Below are 18,745 nucleotides of genomic sequence, written 5' to 3'. Positions count from 1 at the left end.
CCGCGGCGCAATACTGGAAGGCTGCCGCATGGCTATCCGAATAGCCGTCGGGCAGTTTCGTGACCTGACGGAAGAGCGCCTGCGCTTTGCTGCGCAAATCGGCGCCACCGGTATTCAGATGAACAACCCAAATCTTCCGGGCGAAGCGCGCTGGGAAGAGGCCGACATCCGGTCTCTCGTCGAGACGGTCGAGGCGGCCGGATTGCGCTTCGAAGCCATCGAGAACGTGCCGACCCATTTCTACCACAAGGCGATGCTCGGCCTTCAGGGGCGCGACGAGCAGATCGAGAACTACCGGGCGACGATCCGCGCGGTGGCGCGCGCCGGGGTGCCGGTTCTTGGCTACCACTTCATGCCGAACTCTGTCTGGACCACCAGCCGCGATGCCGAAACGCGCGGCGGTGCGACGGCGCGCCGGTTCGAGATGGCAGAGGTCGAGGCCAATGCCGATGATCTCGACGTCTTGCGCGCTTTCATGCCGACAACGCTTGGACATGCCAGTTCCATGCCGCTGTTCGGCAAGGACGGGCCGCATGTCAGTGAAGATCAGATGTGGGCGAACTATCGCTACTTCATAGAAGCGGTCCTGCCGGTTGCGGAGGAGGAGGGGCTGCGCCTTGCACTACACCCGGACGATCCGCCGGTGCCGATGCTGGGCGGGGTGGCGCGGCTGTTCTACAAGCCCGAGAATTTCCGCAAGGCCTATGAAATGGCGGGGCGGTCAAAGGCCTGGGCGCTAGACCTTTGCCTTGGGTGTTGCTCGGAAATGCCCGGTGGCAAGGCGAATGTGCGCGAGATGATCGAGCATTTCGGCCCGCTCGGCGCCATCGCCTACATCCATTTTCGCGATGTGAAAGGCACTGTGCCAGACTTCACCGAGTGCTTCATCGGCGACGGCAATTTCGACCCGGCGGAAGTCATTGCGCTGCTCGCAAGCACCGGATTTGACGGGTTTCTGCTCGACGACCACGTGCCGAAAATGGACGGAGACAGCGACTGGAACCATCGCGGCCGCTCGCACGCCATCGGCTACATGCAAGGGCTGGTGCGGATGGCCGAACACACCGGGCTGCTGCGGGCCAGCGGCGCCGAACCGACCTCGTGAACATGACAAGCGTTTCAATGAAGATCACAGATATCAAGATCATCGTCGCCTCACCGGGGCGCAACTTCGTGACTGTCAAGGTCTACACTGACCAGGGCCTCTATGGCATTGGCGATGCCACCGTGAACGGACGCGAGAAGGCGGTGGTGGCCTATCTCGAAGAGCATGTGGTGCCGTGCCTGATCGGGCGCGATCCGTTTCAGAGCGAGGATATCTGGCACTATCTCTATCGCGGCGCGTACTGGCGCCGCGGGCCGATCACCATGGCGGCGATTTCCGGCATCGACATGGCGTTGTGGGATATCAAAGCCAAGGCGGCAGGCCTGCCACTCTACCAGTTGCTCGGCGGGAAATCGCGTGATCGGGTGATGGTCTACAAGCATGTCGGCGGTAGCGATATTGCGGAAGTCGTCGAGGGGGTCGCGGCGATGCAGGAGCAGGGGCTGCGCGCGGTGCGCGCGCAGGTCGCGATACCCGGCCTGCCGCCGATCTACGGTACCGGCGACTCTACCGACCAAGCTGCCGGTGGGATGATCCGCCCATTGCCCAACGAGGAAGTCTGGGCGACGCACAAATACCTGCCGCTGGTCCCGAAATTGTTTGAAAAGCTCAGGGATACGGTCGGCTGGGATCTGCATCTGCTGCACGACGTGCACCATCGCCTAACGCCAATCGAGGCTGCGCGGCTCGGACGAGATCTCGAGCCCTATCGGCTGTTCTGGCTCGAGGATGCGATACCGGCGGAGCTGCAGGAAGGCTTTCGGCTATTCCGCCAGCATACGACGCAGCCGATCGCGGTCGGTGAAATCTTCAACTCCGTCTACGATGCGACGACGCTCATTTCAGAGCAGTTGATCGACTATTTGCGGGTCACCTCGGTTCATGCAGGCGGCGTTACCGGCCTCAAGAAAATGTTCGATTTCGCCGCGATCTACCATGTGCGTTCGGCCTGTCACGGGCCGATGGATGTGTCGCCCGTCGCGATGGGGTGCAACATCCATGTCGACACGGCGATCAACAATTTCGGCATCCAGGAATTCTCCGGATACACCGAAGAGACGCTCGAGATGTTCCCACGCGCCTGGAGCTACGAGGCGGGGTTCCTCGAGGCAGGCGAAGCCCCAGGGCATGGCGTCGATATCGACGAGGACGTTGCGGCCAAGCATCCCTATTCACCGGCATATCTGCCCGTAGCCCGTCTCGAAGACGGCACACTGACGAGCTGGTAGGGGGCGCGCCGTGAAGATTTCCGCCATCAAGCCGTTTCCAGTGTGGATCGGGCACCGCAACCAGTTGATCGTCAAGATCGAGACCGACGAAGGCATCTATGGTTGGGGCGAAAGCGGGCTGTCCGGTCGGGAAAAGGCTGTTGCCGGTGCGATTGAACATTTCCGCGAATTTCTGGTCGGACAGGACCCACGCCGGATCGGCGCGATCTGGCAGGAGTTGTATCGCAGCCAGTATTTCGAGGGCGGCCGGGTGCTGCTTGCGGCGCAGTCGGCGATCGATATCGCGCTGCATGATATCAAGGCGAAGGCGCTGGGTGTGCCGGTCTATGATCTGCTCGGTGGCAAGCATCGCGAGGTCATACCGACCTTTGCTTCCACCACGAGCCTGACGGGGCAGGATACGCTCGACGCGGCTGCGGCGCTTGTCGAACGCGGCTGGAGTGCGATCCGCTTTTTTCCTGCGGCGTGGAGCGGCGAAAACAACATCTTCGAGCCGAGGCAATCAATTGGCGATACGGCCAAGTGGCTGACCAAGGCGCGTGAGCAGCTTGGTGAAGACGTTGTGCTCGGCATTGATTATCACCACCGCCTTTCGGTGGCAGAGGCGGCGAGCTTTTGCCAGAAGATGCCCTCGGGCACGCTCGATTTTCTCGAAGAGCCCATTCGTGACGAAGCTCCGGAAGCCTACGAGGCGCTTCGCCGGATGACCGACGTGCCCTTTGCGATCGGCGAGGAGTTCGCCTCGAAATGGCAGTTCCTGCCTTACATCGAACGCGATATCCATCAGTTCAACCGGCTCGATCTGTGCAATGTCGGCGGCTTTTCCGAGGCGATGAAAGTCGCTGGCTGGAGCGAGGCGCACTATGTCGACATGATGCCGCATAACCCTTTGGGGCCGATCTGCACGGCAGCAACGATCCACTTCTCGGCAGCCGTATCGAACTTTGCCTGGCTCGAAGTGCGTGCAAACCAGGTGGATCTTTATGGCGGGAATGGCGACGACGCGCTGTTCCCAGTGCAGCCCAAGCTCGACGGTACCGTTTTCCGTGTGCCAGACGGGCCGGGGCTTGGCATCGAAGTCGATGAAGACCGTCTGACCTCAGAAAGCTTCAGGTTTTGGGAGGCGCCGCATCTGCGCCGAACGGACGGATCGGTGACCAATTGGTGAGGCAAGCCCAACAGCAATCGGTGGCAGCACCTCCAAGCGCGTATCGCCTAGCCTGGAGCCATGGTGTAGCGACAGTGCTGAGCACTGCCGCTGTGCTTGCTGATTGTGCGTTTTACGTCGGGGAACGGACTTTCAGGCCCTACGCGCGCGCACCGTGGATGGGAACGATCGATGATCCCGAGATCATCGGGCATTTGCGCGAACTCGGCGGCGACTTCGTATGCGTGCCATTCGGTGCCGGTTCAGAGACGCCATTCGGACCAGAGGCGTGGGCGGCGTTGATGACGGATGCTCCGGAACGCCCCATACACGGCCCGGCAGGTGACGAGGACTGGGAGGTCATCTCCCACACCGAGGACAGCATAACGCTTGGCCTCGATTACCCGGAGGATTCGATCGTTCGGCGACTGGAGCGGACAGTCTCCGGCACCGCTGGCGCTCCGATACTCGAGAGCACGCTCACGATCTATCCGCGCAAAGCGGGCGCCATATCGGCTGGGCTGCATCCGATCCTTCAGCTGCCCGAGGGGCGCGGCCGGCTCAGTCTCGAGGCAGAATTCGCATTCGGTCTTGTTCACCCCCGCCAATGCAGCAACGAGGATGCGCAGGAGTTTTCCTCGTTGGCGTCAGTACCCGCCGCCGGCGGACCGATCGACATGAGCAATGTGCCGGTCGGCGTCCCGAATTTCAGCGTCCAGCTTTGCGGCATGAAAGGCCCGGTGCGGGCGCTGTTTCTCGATGAAGGTATGGGAGTCGAGCTCGACTGGGACCGCGAGTTATTGCCCTCGGTTCAGCTGTGGTGCACCGACAGGGGCATCGACGGAGCGCCATGGAACGGCGAGTTCCGCGGCATTGGCGTCGAACCAATTGCGTCGGCATTCGACCTGAACACCCGCCTTTCGGCGAGACCAAATCCGATCAACCGGCGGGGTGTCGCGACGGCGCTTGTCCTTGATGGGGAAGCGCCGGTGAGACTTCGTCACGTCATGACGGCGTTCGCCGAGAATAAAGGAGAATAGTGATCGCTAAACTGCCGTCTAATGCGCAGTTTTTATTGACTTATGTTACCTATAAGCGAAAATGTAATTTCTACAGTACCGAGCACAGTAAGGTAATATTGCTCGGCATGCAGATTAGTTCGGCGCAATTGCTTGGAGGAGTGAGTGCTGAACTTTCACGGCATCCGGGGTTACGGGGATGGTGTGAAAATTCTCGATCTGGCTGCGGCCGCACGGAGGTGGAGTTCGTGCCCTGAAGCTGGGTTGAAACCGGCGAAAGCCGGAAGAGGAGGGGCGAGACGGATGTGTGCATCACGGTGATGCGGCACGTGCCGGTTCGCATGTAACAAGGGAGGACCATTGTCGATGAAAGACTTGAGGAAGATTGTCTCTGCCGTCGTGGTAGGGCTGGCGCTTGTGCCATTTGGCGCAGGCGCTCAGGAGGGGCCGGCGCCCTCAGAAATCGTGCCGGAATCGCCTTTGCCGGAAGTTCCGCGCAATGAAAGCCTGATCCTTGCCTGGGGCGTGTCCGCCTCGTCATCGATCGGCACCACCAACCCGTGGACACTGCCCGGCTACACCCACCAGGAAGGCAACAACCTGATGTGGGAACCGCTGATGTATTTCGGCATCTACGAGAATGACTACATTCCGTGGCTGGCCGATAGCGTCGAGTATACGAACGACGATTTCACTGCGCTCGAGATCAAGCTGAACCCGAACGCAACGTGGAGTGACGGCACGCAGGTGACTTCCGCTGATGTGGTCTACACATTCGAGGGACAGCAGACTTACGAAACGCTTCCCTACCACACGCAGTTCTCGAACCTCGTCGACACCATCAGCGCGCCGGACGATCTGACGGTCGAGGTGACCTTCACCCAGCCGTCTCCGCGCTTCAAGTTCGAGGTGCTGACGGCAAAGTTCGACACCGGTATCGTGATTGTTCCGGAGTCCTGGATGTCGGAACAGGAGGATCCGACGCAGGCACCGGGCCGAGACGAGATTCCGCATTCCGGTCCCTATGATATCGTTGCCTGGAACGCCAACCAGAAGATCTTTGATCTCCGCGATGACTGGTGGGCGGTCGAGGCCGGGCGCATGGATGAGCCTGCTGTCGAACGCGTGGTTGTCGTCAACATCCTCAACCAGCCGATCGACACGGTTGCCCAGCGTCTCGTCAACAACGAGTTCGACTCCTCGGTCGATATGCGCGCGCAGATCATCGGCAACATTCTCGACCAGAACCCGGACATCCAGTCATGGACGGGCACGGAATCCCCCTATGGGTATCTGGACTGGTGGCCGAACTCGCTGTGGATGAACCTGAAGATCGAGCCTTTCGACGATGCACGCGTCCGCAAGGCGATCAGCCTCGCCGTCAATCGCGACCTGATCAACGAAGTGCTCTATGAGGGCGCCGAGATCGCAACCATCTATCCGTTCCCGCTCTACCCGAACCTTGAGGAGTTCGCCAATTCACCCGAAGTGAAGGCGCTCGAGGAGGAATACAATCCGGGTGAATACAATCCGGAACGGAGCGCCGAGCTGATGGAGGAAGCGGGCTTTACCCGCGGCGGCGATGGGCTTTGGGAAAAGGACGGGCAGACGCTCGACGCCACGATCCAGGCCTTCGAGAATATCCATGGTGACCTCGCACCAGTGCTCGCCGAGATGCTCCGGCAGGCCGGGTTCGACTCGAACGTGAACTTTGGCACCGATGCCTACCAGAACATGGTGGACGGCAAGGCAGGGCTCTACCTGTTCGGCCACGGTGCCAGCCTTTACGACCCGTTCGAGGCGCTCAACCTGTTCCACAGCAAGTATGCTGCGGAGGCTGGCGTGCCGGCGATCAACAACCACTTCGCCCGCTACAGCAACGAAGAGTACGACGCGCTTCTCGACCAGATCGAGCCGCTCGACTCGAGTGATCCCGAGTTCATCTCGGGCGCTGCAGAGGCCCTCGGTGTCTATTGGCGCGACGTTATCGACGTGCCGGTGATCCAGTGGCTGCACCGCATCCCCTATAACCACCACTACTGGACGAACTGGCCAAGTGCCGAGAACGTCGGAATGGGGACAAACGGCGCCTTCTGGGCACATACCGGCATGCTGGTGATCACGGGTCTCGAGCCCTCCGGCAACTAGCCTTCTTCTGAAACATCGGATGCGCGCCTTGGTGCGCATCCGGCGTCGTCAGACCGAGCCACCGGGGATAGTCCATTGAATACCAAGATCATCGTGCAGCGATTGGCGTTTTTCGCACTCGTCGTATGGGCTGCATCGACCATCGTTTTTTTTGTGCCGCGGCTCTCGCCGCGCAATGCCATCCGCGAGCGCTTCGGCGAGCTGGCGCGAACCGGCGGGTTTTCTCCCGGTGACATCGAAAAGCTCATCGCCTCGATGCAGCAGCAATTCGGCCTCGATAAGCCGATCTGGGAGCAATACTGGCAGTATCTCGGCAATATCCTGCGCATGGATTTCGGCTATTCGCTCAGCCGCTATCCGATGACGGTGACGGAAGTCATCATGCAATCGGTCCCCTGGACCATCGGTCTGCTGCTGGTGACGACCGTCCTGAGCTTCGTCATCGGCACGCTGCTGGGCGCCGTGGCTGCATGGCCCAAAGCGCCGGCCTGGCTGCGTTCGATCGCGACACCGTTCATTCTGCTCACTGGCGTCCCTCCGATCATCATGGGCATCCTTTTGCTCTTCTTCGTCGGGTTCCGGATGAAGCTGCTGCCGCTTGGTGGCGCCTACTCCGTCGGTCTGGTCCCCAATTGGTCATGGGCGTTCTTCGCTGACCTGATGGTTCACCAGATCCTTCCGGCGCTCTCCCTGATCCTTGGATCTGTCGGCACCTGGGTGCTGTCGATGCGCGGCATGGGCATCACCATTCAGGGTGAAGATTATGTGAACTTCGCTGAACACAAGGGACTCAGCCCGGGCCGGATCTTTCGAGACTACTATGTCCGCAATGCCTTGCTGCCACAGGTCACAGGCCTGGCATTGGCGATCGGAACGGTGGTCACGTCAGCCGTCGTCGTCGAGCAACTCTTCGGCCTGCCGGGGATCGGCACCGCGCTCAACCTGGCCATCAGGGCAAACGACTTTCCGGTGATCTACGGCATCGTGCTGTTCATCACCATCGCCATCGCACTGCTGATGCTGCTGCTGGAATTCATCTATCCCGTGCTCGATCCTCGAATTCGCACCAACTAGGGAGCGCGTCATGACACTCGCATCCATCCAGACGCCGATGGCGCAAGAGATCAAGCAGCCGACGGCTCCCGTTCTCGTCCTGCGTTATCTGCGCCGTAACAAGGGACTTGCCTTCGGGCTCGCGATTCTGCTCGCCCTGACGCTGTTCACGGTGATCGGACTGATCACCATCGACCCCAAGAAGGCCTATCCGCTGTCGGCGGCATTCAAGCAGCCGCCGAGCCTCAAATACCCGTTCGGGACCGATTTCTTCGGTCGCGACCTCCTGGCTGCAATGGTTCTGGGAACCTGGCAGACCGCCTTTATCGGGCTTCTGGCAGGAGGGATTGGTACCCTTGTCGGCATCATTCTCGGGTTCACATCCGCCTATTTCGGTGGATGGGTGGATTCGGCGATCCGCACCATCTGTCAGATCCTGACCCCGGTTCCGGTGCTGCTGATCCAGGTGGTCGTCGCCGGCTCACTCGACAAACGCGACGTCACCATCGTCACCATGGCGATGATCGTCGCCATGCTCGCCTGGATGGGGCCGACGCTCGTCATCCGCTCGCAGGTCTTGACGATGAAGGAGCGCCAGTTCGTCGCCGTCGCCAAACTTTCCGGCGTCAGCGACATGGGCATCATCATGAAAGAGATCCTGCCCAATCTGTTGCCGTTCATTGCTGCGGCGTTCGTCGCGCAGGTGTTCATGGCGGTGTTCGCATCGCTTTATCTGGCGGTACTCGGGCTCGGCCCGCTGCGCGAGCCTCTGCTCGGCAACATCATCTGGTCGGCGCAAAGCCAGGGCGCATTCTTCAATGGCTGGTGGTGGTGGCCGCTCGAGCCGGCCTTCGCGATGATCCTGATCCTTGGAGCGCTGGCGCTCGTCAACATGGGTCTCGATGAACTGGCCAATCCACGCGTGAGAAGAACGGAGTAGGGCGATGGTAACCCTTGCAACCAGCAGGTCACAGGCGAACGCCGTTCCGCAAAGTACGGTCGCAGCGCTCGAGCCAAGCCCGGTCCTCAGTGTCGAGAACCTCGAGGTCACCTATTACACTGATCTTGGCCGCGCCCGTGCGCTCGACCAGGTAAGTTTCACGCTCAGAGCTGGACAGAAGCTCGGAATGGTGGGCGAATCCGGGTCCGGCAAGAGCACTCTTGCTCTCGCCATGATGCGGATGATCAAGCCGCCGGGGCGCATCGAGGGCGGGCGCGTCGTTATCGGCGGTACCGATCTGATCGGGCTTGACGAGCAGGGCATGCGGCATGCGCGCCTCAACAAGATCGCCTATATTCCGCAAGGTGCGATGAACTCGCTCAATCCGGTGATGCGGATCGGCAGCCAGATGGTCGATGCGGTCAAGGCGCATCTGCCGGACGAGCCGCGTTCGGCCGTTCAGGAGCGGTGCTACCACGCCTTGCGCTCCGTCGATCTCGATCCGGGCGTGTTTCGCATGTATGCGCATGAGCTCTCGGGCGGGATGAAGCAGCGCGTCTGCATCGCCATCGGCATCCTTTTGCGCCCCAGCGTGATCATCGCCGATGAACCCACAAGTGCGCTCGACGTGGTGACCCAGCGCCAGGTCATGGAAACGATCGACAGGGTACAGGACGAGATCAATGCCGCTGTGATCCTGATCGGTCACGACATGGGGCTGATGGCGCAATTCGTCGATGCCGTGGCGGTCATGTATGCCGGGCGACTCGTCGAAATCTCATCGGTTCGCGAGATGTTCACCGATCCAAAGCATCCCTACGCGCAGGCGCTGATATCGAGCCTTCCGAACCTCGACAACAAGGGAGTGTTCAAGGGCATTCCGGGGCTCGCGCCCTCACTGCTTCGGCTGCCGAGCGGCTGCGCGTTTCACCCGCGTTGCCCGAATGCCATGGAGACGTGCACTGCGGTGTCGCCTGACCTTCTGACGCTCGCGAACAATCGCCGCGTCGCCTGCCACCTTTACGATGCGGAGACCGTCTCATGAGCAGCCTGCTCGAACTGCGCAATGTCTCGAAGGTCTACACCAAGGGCCTGATCAACGCCCAGCCGACGGTCGCCTTGCGCCAGATGTCGCTTACGCTCAACGAAGACGAGCCGACAATCCTGACGGTCGCGGGGGAGAGCGGCAGCGGCAAGACTACACTTGCCATGCTGCTGCTCGGTTTCATCGACCCGACTGTTGGCGAAATTCTCTACAAGGGCAAGAACATCAAGTCGCTGACCGGCGAAGATCGCCTGGCCTATCGTCGCGAGGTGCAGGCGGTGTTCCAGGACCCGTTTGCGGTGTTCAATCCGTTCTATAAGGTCGATCACCTGCTCACCGTGCCGATCAGGCAGTTCAAGCTGTCGAAATCGAAGGCGGAGACACAGGACCGGATTCACGAGGCGCTGACTGCCGTCGGCCTGCGTCCGGAGGATGTTCTTGGGCGGTTTCCGCACCAATTGTCCGGTGGCCAGCGCCAGCGCATCAACGTTGCTCGTGCGCTGCTACTTCGGCCACGGCTGCTGATCGCCGATGAGCCGGTGTCGATGGTCGATGCTTCATTGCGGGCGAACATTCTCGAAACGCTGCGCAAGCTACAGCGCGATTATGGGGTTTCGATCATCTACATCACGCACGATCTGACAACGGCGTTTCATATCGCGCGGTCGATCGTCGTGCTCTATCGCGGCGGGGTGATGGAAGCGGGTGATGTCGACCGGGTGATCAAAACGCCTCAGCATCCCTATACGCAATTGCTGGTCGACTCGATCCCATGGCCGAACCTTGACCAGCAATGGGGTGAGCATCCTATCATCGCGCGGGAGGCTGGAGGCAGCGATCCGGGAGCGTGTCCGTTCATGTCGCGTTGCCCCAAGGCCATGGATATCTGCAAGGTTCGGCCTCCGCTCTACCAGTTGGACAGGCATCAAGCTGCAGCTTGCTACCTTCACGACAAGCAGGCCGAAGTTGGAGATGAGCGGCTATCCGACCTGCTGCCGGTATGAATAGTGGAGCCGACCGGGTGCCGGCTCCGACAACCCATCATAGCGGCGCTCGGGGCCGCTCAGACCATCAGGGATGATTTCATGAAGATCGCGATTACCGGAGCGAGCGGCGGCATAGGCCGCGCCCTCGTCAAGGAAGCCGAAACACGCGGGCATACTGTGGTGGGCATAGACCGTGTGGAGCATCCCGATGCAGCAGAGACTGACAGGCGGCGCTTCGTTCTCGCCGAGACCGATGACTTCGAGGCGTTGAAGAACGCGTTCGCTGGATGTGATGCGGTCATCCACATGGCGGCCATCCCCTCACCGGGGCGGTTGCCGGATCACGTGGTGCACAACAACAATGTCGTCGGCAGCTACAATGTCCTGCAGGCGGCAGCCGAGAACGGCATTCTGCGGGTCTGTCAGGCGTCGAGCGTCAATGCAATTGGCCATGCTTTCAGCCGTCAGCCGCGATACGACTATCTGCCGATCGATGAGCAGCATCCGAACTACAGCGAAGATCCATATAGCCTATCGAAATGGATATGCGAGCAGCAGGCCGATGCCTTCGTACGCCGCTATCCGGATATGAAGATTGCCAGCATGCGGTTTCACCTCGTCTGCGACAATCGCGAGCAGGCGATCTCCTACTACACTTCATATGCGGAGCCTTTGAAGCATCTGTGGGCATATACGCGGCGCGATGCGGCGGCCGATGCGTGCCTGCTGAGCCTTGAGGCCAATTTCGAAGGGCATGAAGCCTTTTACGTCGTTTCGCCAGAAACATGGTCGGACACTCCGAGCCGCGAGCTGGCTGCGGAGTATCTGCCCGGTGTTTCCTTGCGCGACGACTGGACGGGCTATCAGAGCTTTTTTGACTCCTCCAAAGCTGAGCGCATGCTGGGCTGGAGCCACGGCCACGTACCAGAGGGCCGGCCGTAGCCCGTCTTATCAGGCGAGGCGATAGACACGCTCGGCGTTGCGATGAAACAGTTTGGCCTGTTCGTCGATACTTGCGCCTGAGACGATGGTACGCGTGGCCTCGACCCAGCGGGTGAGGTTGGCGTTGAGGGTACACACAGGATGATCGGATCCCCAGACGATCCGGTCCCACCCGAACCGTTCGATGAGGTATTCGACGTACGGCCTGAGCGTTTCAGTGTTCCAATCGCTTTGCGCGTTGACGACGATACCCGAGACCTTTGCCGTAACATTGGCGCGCCCCGCGATTTCATCGAGTCCGGCGGCCCAGGCATCGAAGCCGTTATTGGCGATATCCGGGTTGCCACAGTGGTCGAGCACGAACTGAACATCGGGCGCATGGTCGACTATGGCAGTCGCCAGCGGCAACTGGTCGGCCCTCACGCACAGGTCGAAGTTGAGGTCGTGCCGAGCAAGGCGCCGGATATTGTCCCGAAACTGCTGCGATTGCGACAGCTCGTCGGGTGCCTGGTGCAGGACGCGGCGCACTCCGCGCACGCCTTTGATCGCGGCCAATGCTTCGAGCTGTTCAGCAAAGCCCGGGCTCTCCGGTCGGCACCCTGCGATCGCGCCGATAACGGCGGGATGAACTGTCGTCATGAAGCGGGACTCGGCAACTATGTCGGTCTCTGCCACATCGACTTCCATGTGGAGCGCTGCCTCGATTCCGAGCGGTCGCGCCTCCTCCAGATAGTTCTCGACCGACCAGTTTCTGTTGATCGCCGGCGCCCCATCGAGCCATGGATAATTGAAATGGTCCTGATAAACGAGGTGCAGGTGGGTATCGATGATGCGCATGAATGGCTCCTCCTCATGAATCGCCGCTGCCGGAGCGCTGCGAAAGATCTCTGCCGACGTCCACCAGAAGCTTGAGCGCGGCAGATGGCGACGCCGCGTCGTCGCGGTCGAGCCGCTCGGTGAAAGGGCAGGTGATGACGGCAATGACCGACCCGAGCGGGCCATAGATCGGGACCGAGAGATTGGTGACGCCGCGTACTTGCTGGCTCGGCATTTCCTCGAAGCCACTGGTTCGAACCCGCTGCAGCCGCGCCTCTAACTCTTCGCTCAGTGGCTGGGCGTTGTCTTCGGCCAGCATTTGCTGACGCTCATCTTCTGAGGCATAGGCGAGAAAGACATGACCCGAACCGGTGCCGACCACTGCAAGGCGGGCGCCAACACGCAGGGATACGCTCCAATAGCCGGGACCATCGACCTGCGCGACGACGACGAGCATGTTCCGGTCGCGCATCACCAGGTGGCAGGACTGCTGCGCCATCGTGGCAAATCCGCGCATTGCCGGCATCGCCGCGCTGACCAGGCGCGACAGGGGCGGGCGACGATGCGCCAACTCGAACATTTTCAGGCTGAGCATATAGCGGTCCTGCTCGGTGCGGCGCACGTAATGGCGCCGCACAAGCCGGTCGAGCATGCGATAAATCTCGTTCGGCGTCCGCTCCAGCGCCTTGGCGATTTCAGCCTGACTGAGAGCATCGTCTGTCGACGACAGCAGCTCGAGTATGTCGAGCCCCTTGTCCAGCGCAGGCGCGCGATAGCGGTCAGCGGTGTCGATTATCTGCGCTCCTGTTTGCGAGGGCTTAATTGACCGGACCTCCTGCTGTGCTTACAGAAGAATAGAACTTTTAAATATGAGCAGGCAAGCGGGCCGCGAGCCCTTCGGCGGGCCAACTGATGGAGGATGAAGAGAATGACGAAGCTTGACGGCAAGGTCTGCCTGATTACCGCGGCGGCACAGGGGATCGGCCAAGCCTCCGCTTTGGCGTTCGCTGCCGCCGGTGCAAAGGTGATCGCCACCGATATCAACGTCAACAAGCTCAACGAGCTGGAGGGCCAGAACGGGATCGAAACGCGTGCTCTCGACGTGTTGTCGGCGGATGCAGTGGCACAGCTTGTCGCTGACCTCGGGCGGGTGGACATTCTGTTCAACTGCGCTGGCGTTGTGCACAACGGAACGATCCTCGAGTGCAGCGATGAGGAGCTGGAGTTCGCACTCAATCTCAACCTCAAGGCGCAAGTGCGCACCATAAAGGCGGTGCTGCCCGGTATGCTGGAGCGGCAGGACGGAGCCATCATCAATATGGCGTCCGTTGCCTCATCGGTAACCGGGGTTCCGAACCGCTTCGCCTATTCCGCCTCGAAAGCCGGTGTCGTCGGGCTTACCAAATCAGTCGCGTCTGATTTCGTTGCCCACAATATCCGGTGCAACGCGATCTGCCCCGGAACCGTCGACAGCCCGTCGCTGCAGGATCGGCTGAAAGCGACAGGGGACTATGAGAAAGCTCGGGCAGCGTTCATCGCGCGCCAGCCGATCGGGCGCATCGGGACACCCGAGGAAGTTGCCGATCTTGCGGTCTACCTGGCGGGGGCAACCTATACGACGGGCCAGATCCACGTGATCGATGGCGGCTGGACCACCTGATAGTTCAGGCGTCAGCGAAAGCGCAGATTGTCGCGTGATAGTTGCGAAACGTTGCTGACGCCCATCAGCCGCATGTCCCGCTCGAGTTCGGTGCGCATATTCCCCAAAGCCCGTTCGACACCCTTTTGTCCGGCTGCGGCGAGTGGAAACAGGTAGTATCGTCCGAGGCCCACTGCTTTGGCGCCGAGCGAAAGCGCCTTCAGCACATGCGTTCCACGCTGCACGCCGCCATCCATGATGACATCGACCCGGTCGCCGACCGCGTCGACGATTTCGGCGAGTTGCTCAAAGCCGGTGCGTGAGCCGTCGAGTTGCCTGCCGCCATGATTGGACAAGACGATGGCCGTGCACCCGATATCGGCGGCCTTGCGCGCGTCATCGGCTGACATCACGCCCTTGAGGCAGAACTGCCCGCCCCAATCGGCAACCATCTCCTCGACATCCGCCCACGACAAGGTTGGGTCGAGCATTTCGGTGAAGTACTTCGAGATCGACATGGTGCCTTTGCCCATGTCGACGTGGCTGTCGAGCTGCGGCAGCTTGAAGGATTCATGCGTGAAATAGTCGAGCGCCCACATCGGCCGCATCGCGAACTGCGCGATTCCCTTGGCATTGAGACGGAAGGGTATCGAGAAGCCGGTGCGCTTGTCGCGCTCGCGGTTGCCGCCGGTGATCGAGTCGACCGTCAGCATCATCGCTTCGATACCTGCCTGCTTGGCGCGGCTCATCATTTCACGGTTAAGGCCGCGGTCCTTGTGAAAATAGAACTGGTAGACCTGAGGCCCTGAAGAGATGGCGCGTGCTTCTTCGAGACTGACTGTGCCAAGCGAGGACACACCGAACATGGTGCCGAACTTGGCGGCAGCGGCTGCCACCGCGCGCTCTCCCTCATGGTGGAACAGGCGCTGCAGCGCTGTGGGCGAGCAATAGACGGGCATAGCCAGCTTCTGGCCCATGATGGTCACCGACATGTCGATGTCGGTCACGCCGCGCAGGATGTTCGGTACCAGGTCCACACGCTCGAACGCTTCAGTGTTGCGGCGATAGGTGGTTTCGTCGTCTGCAGCACCGTCGATGTAGTTGAAGATCGGCCCCGGTAGCCGCTGCTTCGCCATGCGCCGGAAGTCTCGAAAATTGTGGCAATCGGAAAGGCGCACGGTTCTCCTCCGCTATTACTTCCCCTTTCAACAGGGCGTCCGCGGCTAGCTCGTAGGGCTCCCGAGGGCAGGGCGCAAGGCCCAAACGGCCGTCGTGACTGTTCCTTGTTCGGTCGCAAGTTGATCTCAGTTAAGTCCAGAAACTAACACAATTTTGCCCCGTTGTGAGGTCAGTCGCAAGGCCAGATCAATAGTATTAAATCTGTCTTGTACCTCAAAATTTTTCATAAAATCTATCTGGAGGCGAAATGAAAACGCAGATCTCTACAATGTTGATCGCGTCGTTGCTTGGCACATCTGCTGTTACCGTGCCGGCGCTAGCGCAAGATCAGATGATGCAGGCCCCCGAGGGTCAGGAATGCGAAGCTCTTGAGCAATTTGCGGCAGACAATGCCAACGATTTGCGGTCTGACTGGGTCACTGAGGCGGACCAGATTGTTGTGGCCGGAGACGCTGAGCAGTGCGCTCTTGTCTACGAAGAAGCCGCCATGGCACTCGACCGGAGCCAGAGCGGCGAAGAACTTGAAGGTGCTGACGCAGAAGCCGCTGCACGCGTACTTGTAACCCAGCCGGATCCGGAAGTGACCGTTCAGCAGAGCGCGCCGGAAGTGTCGGTGACGCAGCCGGAGGCACAGGTACGCGTCGACCAGGGCCGTCCGCAGGTCATCGTTCGTCAGCAGCAGCCGACCGTGCGCGTACAGATTCCGCAGCCGGTGATCACGATTGATCAGCCGCAGCCGGAAATCATCGTGCGCATGCCAGATCCGGATGTAGCCGTATCTACGCCTGATCCTGAAATCGAGGTCCAGCAGTCCGAGCCGACAGTCAGTGTCGAGCAGGCTGAGCCCCAGATCCAGGTCGATGCCACCGAGTCTGTCGATGAAGGCGGCGACATTCAGATCGAGCAGGAGAATGCTCAGGTCGTTCAGCAGCAGGACGAAGGTGAGCCGCAGATTCAGGTCGAGACCGGACAGCCGCAGGTGCAGTACGAATCTGCCGAACCCAATATCGAGGTCGAGACTGAAGGCGAGCCACAAGTTCAGTTCAACCAGACCGGCGAACCAGAGATTCGCTATGAGAGCATGAGCGACGATAGCGATGCCGCCGAGGGGCAGCAGACCGTCGTGCAGCTTCTGCAGGCCGGTGACCCGAACATGGATACCGGTGAGATGACTGTCTACGTCGTGAGCGACGTGATCGGGCAGGATCTCTACAACGCTGAGGACACAATGCTTGGCACCGTCGAGCGCATGGTCAGCGCAGGCGACACCGACTATGTGGTTCTCGGCCCGGATAGCCGTATCGGCGATGGCCAGGGCGGCGTGGTCCTGCCAGTCGACAACATCATCGTCATGGATGATCGTCTCGTGCTGGTTTCGATGACCGATCAGGACATTTCGGATCTTGCCAACTATGATCCGTCGATGGCTCAGGAACTGACCACCGAAGACGAGGTCGAGATGGGCACGCGCTAAAAGCCCACTCTTCTCCAGCTAATCTGGCCCCGGCGAAAGCCGGGGCTTTTTTTAGGTCGGCGTCAGGGCGATAAGCGCGCGGATTTCGTCTTCGACGGTGTCCAGAAGTTCATGCATCGCCGCTACTGCGCCGTCCGCATCGTCGACGGCGATGCGGTCAGCCAGCACACGGTGCAAGGGGAACGAACTCAGCCCGAAATCGTCGGCACCAAACGGAGAAGGGCCCCCGCGCTCGATCGCTTGGTCGAGATTGACCAAAAGATGCCCGTACATTGGATTGCCAGTAGCGTCATAGATGGCGCCGTGAAAGGCATGATCGGCAGCGCGCCATTCTCCACCATCCTCGACGACCTGCAGTAGCTGGGTGCATAGATGCTGGATCTCGAGACGTTGCGCGTCAGTGGCGTTTTTCGTCGCCTTGCGCACCACGTCTACTTCCAGCGTCCGCCGGATCTCCAGCAGACGCAGCAGCGCCTCGCCCTCGAGCCTGACGATTGTGGAGACCAGACCACGCGAAGCCTGCACCCGCGCCGTCAAGTACGTACCGTCTCCCCGGCGGCGCTTTATGATGCCCAAACCCTCCCAGCGGTTGAGAGCTTCGCGAATCGTCGACCGGCCAACGCCTAGAGAACGGGCGAGTGACAGCTCCGGCGGAAGGCGGTCCCCAATGGTGAGGCCAGCCTGTTCGATCATGTTCGCAAGCGCTTCCTGAACCTCCACATTGCGTGAGCGGTTCTCAAGAGGCGTCAGGTATTTCAATACCTTGGTGTCGTTCACTGCACCGATTTCCGTTATGTCCGGCGCGTGGCGCTGCTTCCTATGCTGTCGCTGCGCTGGCTGCCTGATCAGACAGCCCGACGAGTTCATCAAGAGCAGCGATCAGGCTGTCCATTTGGCCTCTGACATTATAGCCCTGAACCGACAGGCGCGCGATATGTCTGTCCTGCCATTTGAACACCGGGATTTCGATCCGGTGTTTTTCAAACAGTGTCTTGTGAATTGCTGGCGCATCGCATGGCGGGATTGGAATTGCCACCATTTGCGGCGCTCGGAACGCCGAGCTGCCGAGAGGGGCAAGCCCGGTGCGTTCCACCACCCGCTCGAGCGTTTCCTCAGCCAGTTCCGAGCAGCGCCGTGCTACGCTCCGCCAGTCATTCTCCCGCCGAAAGGCGAGGGCAGACGGTATGGTCAGCCAGGCCGCAGGGTCACGGGTGCCTTGCACCTCGATCTCGTCGATAAACGGCGAATTGCCGAAAGCGCCTTTGGCGCCGGGCTGCTTTGATTGTTCGGTCCAGCCGTGGCTGATCACCAGCGGGGTGAGCAGCCCCTGAACCTCCGGGCGAGCATGAAGGAATGCAGACCCCTTCGGCGCCATCATCCATTTATGGCAGTTGCCTGCATAAAAATCAGCACCGAGCGCGTCGAGATCGAGATCGATATGACCGGGCGTGTGCGCGCCGTCGATGACAGTCCAGATGTTCCTGCGCCGCGCTTCGGCAATGACCGCCTCGAGCGGAAAGAGCAGGGCGGTAGGCGAGGTGATGTGGCTTAGAAAAAGTACGCGGGTGCGCTCGGTCATGCCCGCGAGGATGGTATCTACGAACTGGCTTTCCTCCTCGAGCGGCAGAGGAACTTTGACCACTTTTACCTCGGCCCCAGTGCGCCGGCACACTTGCGCCCAGGTCTTTTCGAGAGCGGAATACTCATGGTCGGTGGTGAGAATCTCATCGCCCGCCTGAAGCGGCAGCGAGTGCGCAACGATGTTGAGCCCGGTGGTGGCGTTGATGACGCCGACCAAGTCCTCCGGGCCAGAACCGACTTCGGCGGCCAGAACGTGGCGCGGTTCGCGCATGGTGTCGGTCAGCCTGCGGCCGAGGAAGTCCACGGGCTCGCGCTCAAGCTCAAGTTGGAACGCCTGATAGGTTTCGAAGACCGGGCGCGGACAGGCGCCGAACGAGCCGTGGTTCAGAAAGGTCACGTCTTCCCTCAGGAGAAACTGACTGGCGAGATTGTCGGACACGGA

At 60.6% G+C, this 18,745-nt stretch carries 17 protein-coding genes; 12 read left to right on the top strand and 5 right to left on the bottom strand.

Features of this window, described 5'->3' with window-relative positions; all coding sequences use genetic code 11:
* Window positions 1-28: 28 nt before the first annotated feature.
* The 10 genes from IE127_RS06165 to IE127_RS06120 all read left to right on the top strand — a co-directional run bounded on the left by IE127_RS06165 (window position 29) and on the right by IE127_RS06120 (window position 11,614).
* The gene (locus tag IE127_RS06165) at window positions 29-1,105 is read left to right on the top strand and encodes a mannonate dehydratase (RefSeq protein WP_189424328.1); all 1,077 of its coding nucleotides are present in this window, start codon (window positions 29-31) and stop codon (window positions 1,103-1,105) included.
* 17 nt (window positions 1,106-1,122) lie between these two features.
* The gene (gene manD / locus IE127_RS06160; protein WP_189424326.1) at window positions 1,123-2,334 is read left to right on the top strand and encodes a D-mannonate dehydratase ManD; all 1,212 of its coding nucleotides are present in this window, start codon (window positions 1,123-1,125) and stop codon (window positions 2,332-2,334) included.
* A gap of 10 nt (window positions 2,335-2,344) precedes the next feature.
* Window positions 2,345-3,502: a mandelate racemase/muconate lactonizing enzyme family protein gene (locus IE127_RS06155; protein WP_189424324.1), complete on the top strand. Its 1,158-nt coding sequence runs from the start codon at window positions 2,345-2,347 to the stop codon at window positions 3,500-3,502.
* A gap of 74 nt (window positions 3,503-3,576) precedes the next feature.
* On the top strand, window positions 3,577-4,521 hold the full coding sequence (locus IE127_RS06150; RefSeq protein WP_189424322.1) for an aldose epimerase family protein: 945 nt from the start codon (window positions 3,577-3,579) through the stop codon (window positions 4,519-4,521).
* Between the two features lie 345 nt (window positions 4,522-4,866).
* Window positions 4,867-6,648, top strand: a complete 1,782-nt coding sequence (locus IE127_RS06145; protein ID WP_189424320.1) for an ABC transporter substrate-binding protein — start codon at window positions 4,867-4,869, stop codon at window positions 6,646-6,648.
* Between the two features lie 75 nt (window positions 6,649-6,723).
* Complete coding sequence (locus IE127_RS06140) at window positions 6,724-7,722, top strand: ABC transporter permease (RefSeq protein WP_189424318.1); 999 nt, start codon at window positions 6,724-6,726, stop codon at window positions 7,720-7,722.
* A gap of 10 nt (window positions 7,723-7,732) precedes the next feature.
* Window positions 7,733-8,641 carry an ABC transporter permease gene (locus IE127_RS06135; protein ID WP_189424316.1) on the top strand — a complete coding sequence of 303 codons (909 nt, stop codon included), beginning with the start codon at window positions 7,733-7,735 and terminating at the stop codon, window positions 8,639-8,641.
* Between the two features lie 4 nt (window positions 8,642-8,645).
* Window positions 8,646-9,686 carry an ABC transporter ATP-binding protein gene (locus tag IE127_RS06130; protein WP_189424314.1) on the top strand — a complete coding sequence of 347 codons (1,041 nt, stop codon included), beginning with the start codon at window positions 8,646-8,648 and terminating at the stop codon, window positions 9,684-9,686.
* Window positions 9,683-10,690, top strand: coding sequence for an ABC transporter ATP-binding protein (locus IE127_RS06125; protein ID WP_189424312.1), 1,008 nt, complete (start codon window positions 9,683-9,685; stop codon window positions 10,688-10,690). Before IE127_RS06130 ends, IE127_RS06125 begins: the two co-directional genes overlap by 4 nt.
* A gap of 81 nt (window positions 10,691-10,771) precedes the next feature.
* Entirely contained in the window at window positions 10,772-11,614 is an 843-nt protein-coding gene (locus tag IE127_RS06120) for an NAD-dependent epimerase/dehydratase family protein (protein ID WP_189424310.1), read from the top strand.
* Window positions 11,615-11,623: 9 nt separating this feature from the next.
* Here the strand turns inward: IE127_RS06120 and IE127_RS06115 are convergent, their stop codons facing one another.
* Window positions 11,624-12,451, bottom strand: a complete 828-nt coding sequence (locus IE127_RS06115; protein WP_189424309.1) for an amidohydrolase family protein — start codon at window positions 12,449-12,451, stop codon at window positions 11,624-11,626.
* A gap of 13 nt (window positions 12,452-12,464) precedes the next feature.
* Window positions 12,465-13,190 carry an IclR family transcriptional regulator gene (locus IE127_RS06110; protein WP_280516638.1) on the bottom strand — a complete coding sequence of 242 codons (726 nt, stop codon included), beginning with the start codon at window positions 13,188-13,190 and terminating at the stop codon, window positions 12,465-12,467.
* A gap of 168 nt (window positions 13,191-13,358) precedes the next feature.
* Between IE127_RS06110 and IE127_RS06105 the strand changes: the two genes are divergently transcribed.
* The gene (locus IE127_RS06105) at window positions 13,359-14,090 is read left to right on the top strand and encodes an SDR family oxidoreductase (protein ID WP_189424308.1); all 732 of its coding nucleotides are present in this window, start codon (window positions 13,359-13,361) and stop codon (window positions 14,088-14,090) included.
* A gap of 11 nt (window positions 14,091-14,101) precedes the next feature.
* Here IE127_RS06105 and IE127_RS06100 read toward each other — a convergent pair whose 3' ends face one another.
* A complete protein-coding gene (locus IE127_RS06100; RefSeq protein ID WP_189424307.1) occupies window positions 14,102-15,247 on the bottom strand; it encodes an alpha-hydroxy acid oxidase in 1,146 nt (381 codons plus the stop codon).
* Window positions 15,248-15,495: 248 nt separating this feature from the next.
* Here IE127_RS06100 and IE127_RS06095 point away from each other — a divergent pair, with 248 nt between their 5' ends.
* Window positions 15,496-16,722: a PRC-barrel domain-containing protein gene (locus IE127_RS06095; protein ID WP_189424306.1), complete on the top strand. Its 1,227-nt coding sequence runs from the start codon at window positions 15,496-15,498 to the stop codon at window positions 16,720-16,722.
* A gap of 51 nt (window positions 16,723-16,773) precedes the next feature.
* Here IE127_RS06095 and IE127_RS06090 read toward each other — a convergent pair whose 3' ends face one another.
* Window positions 16,774-17,499, bottom strand: a complete 726-nt coding sequence (locus IE127_RS06090; RefSeq protein WP_189424305.1) for a FadR/GntR family transcriptional regulator — start codon at window positions 17,497-17,499, stop codon at window positions 16,774-16,776.
* 40 nt (window positions 17,500-17,539) lie between these two features.
* Entirely contained in the window at window positions 17,540-18,742 is a 1,203-nt protein-coding gene (locus tag IE127_RS06085) for an aminotransferase class V-fold PLP-dependent enzyme (protein ID WP_189424304.1), read from the bottom strand.
* Window positions 18,743-18,745 lie beyond the last annotated feature (3 nt).

Source organism: Devosia pacifica, from assembly GCF_014652635.1.
Taxonomy (GTDB): Bacteria; Pseudomonadota; Alphaproteobacteria; order Rhizobiales; family Devosiaceae; genus Devosia; species Devosia pacifica.
This window is presented reverse-complemented; position numbering and strand designations above follow the sequence as displayed.

Bases quoted from the DNA above. Each gene is read 5' to 3' on its own strand.
- IE127_RS06135 (WP_189424316.1), top strand. From the start codon at position 7,733: ATGACACTCGCATCCATCCAGACGCCGATGGCGCAAGAGATCAAGCAG.
- IE127_RS06130 (WP_189424314.1), top strand. From the start codon at position 8,646: ATGGTAACCCTTGCAACCAGCAGGTCACAGGCGAACGCCGTTCCGCAA.
- IE127_RS06145 (WP_189424320.1), top strand. From the start codon at position 4,867: ATGAAAGACTTGAGGAAGATTGTCTCTGCCGTCGTGGTAGGGCTGGCG.
- IE127_RS06165 (WP_189424328.1), top strand. From the start codon at position 29: ATGGCTATCCGAATAGCCGTCGGGCAGTTTCGTGACCTGACGGAAGAG.
- manD (WP_189424326.1), top strand. From the start codon at position 1,123: ATGAAGATCACAGATATCAAGATCATCGTCGCCTCACCGGGGCGCAAC.
- IE127_RS06115 (WP_189424309.1), bottom strand. From the start codon at position 12,451: ATGCGCATCATCGATACCCACCTGCACCTCGTTTATCAGGACCATTTC.
- IE127_RS06125 (WP_189424312.1), top strand. From the start codon at position 9,683: ATGAGCAGCCTGCTCGAACTGCGCAATGTCTCGAAGGTCTACACCAAG.
- IE127_RS06120 (WP_189424310.1), top strand. From the start codon at position 10,772: ATGAAGATCGCGATTACCGGAGCGAGCGGCGGCATAGGCCGCGCCCTC.
- IE127_RS06105 (WP_189424308.1), top strand. From the start codon at position 13,359: ATGACGAAGCTTGACGGCAAGGTCTGCCTGATTACCGCGGCGGCACAG.
- IE127_RS06095 (WP_189424306.1), top strand. From the start codon at position 15,496: ATGAAAACGCAGATCTCTACAATGTTGATCGCGTCGTTGCTTGGCACA.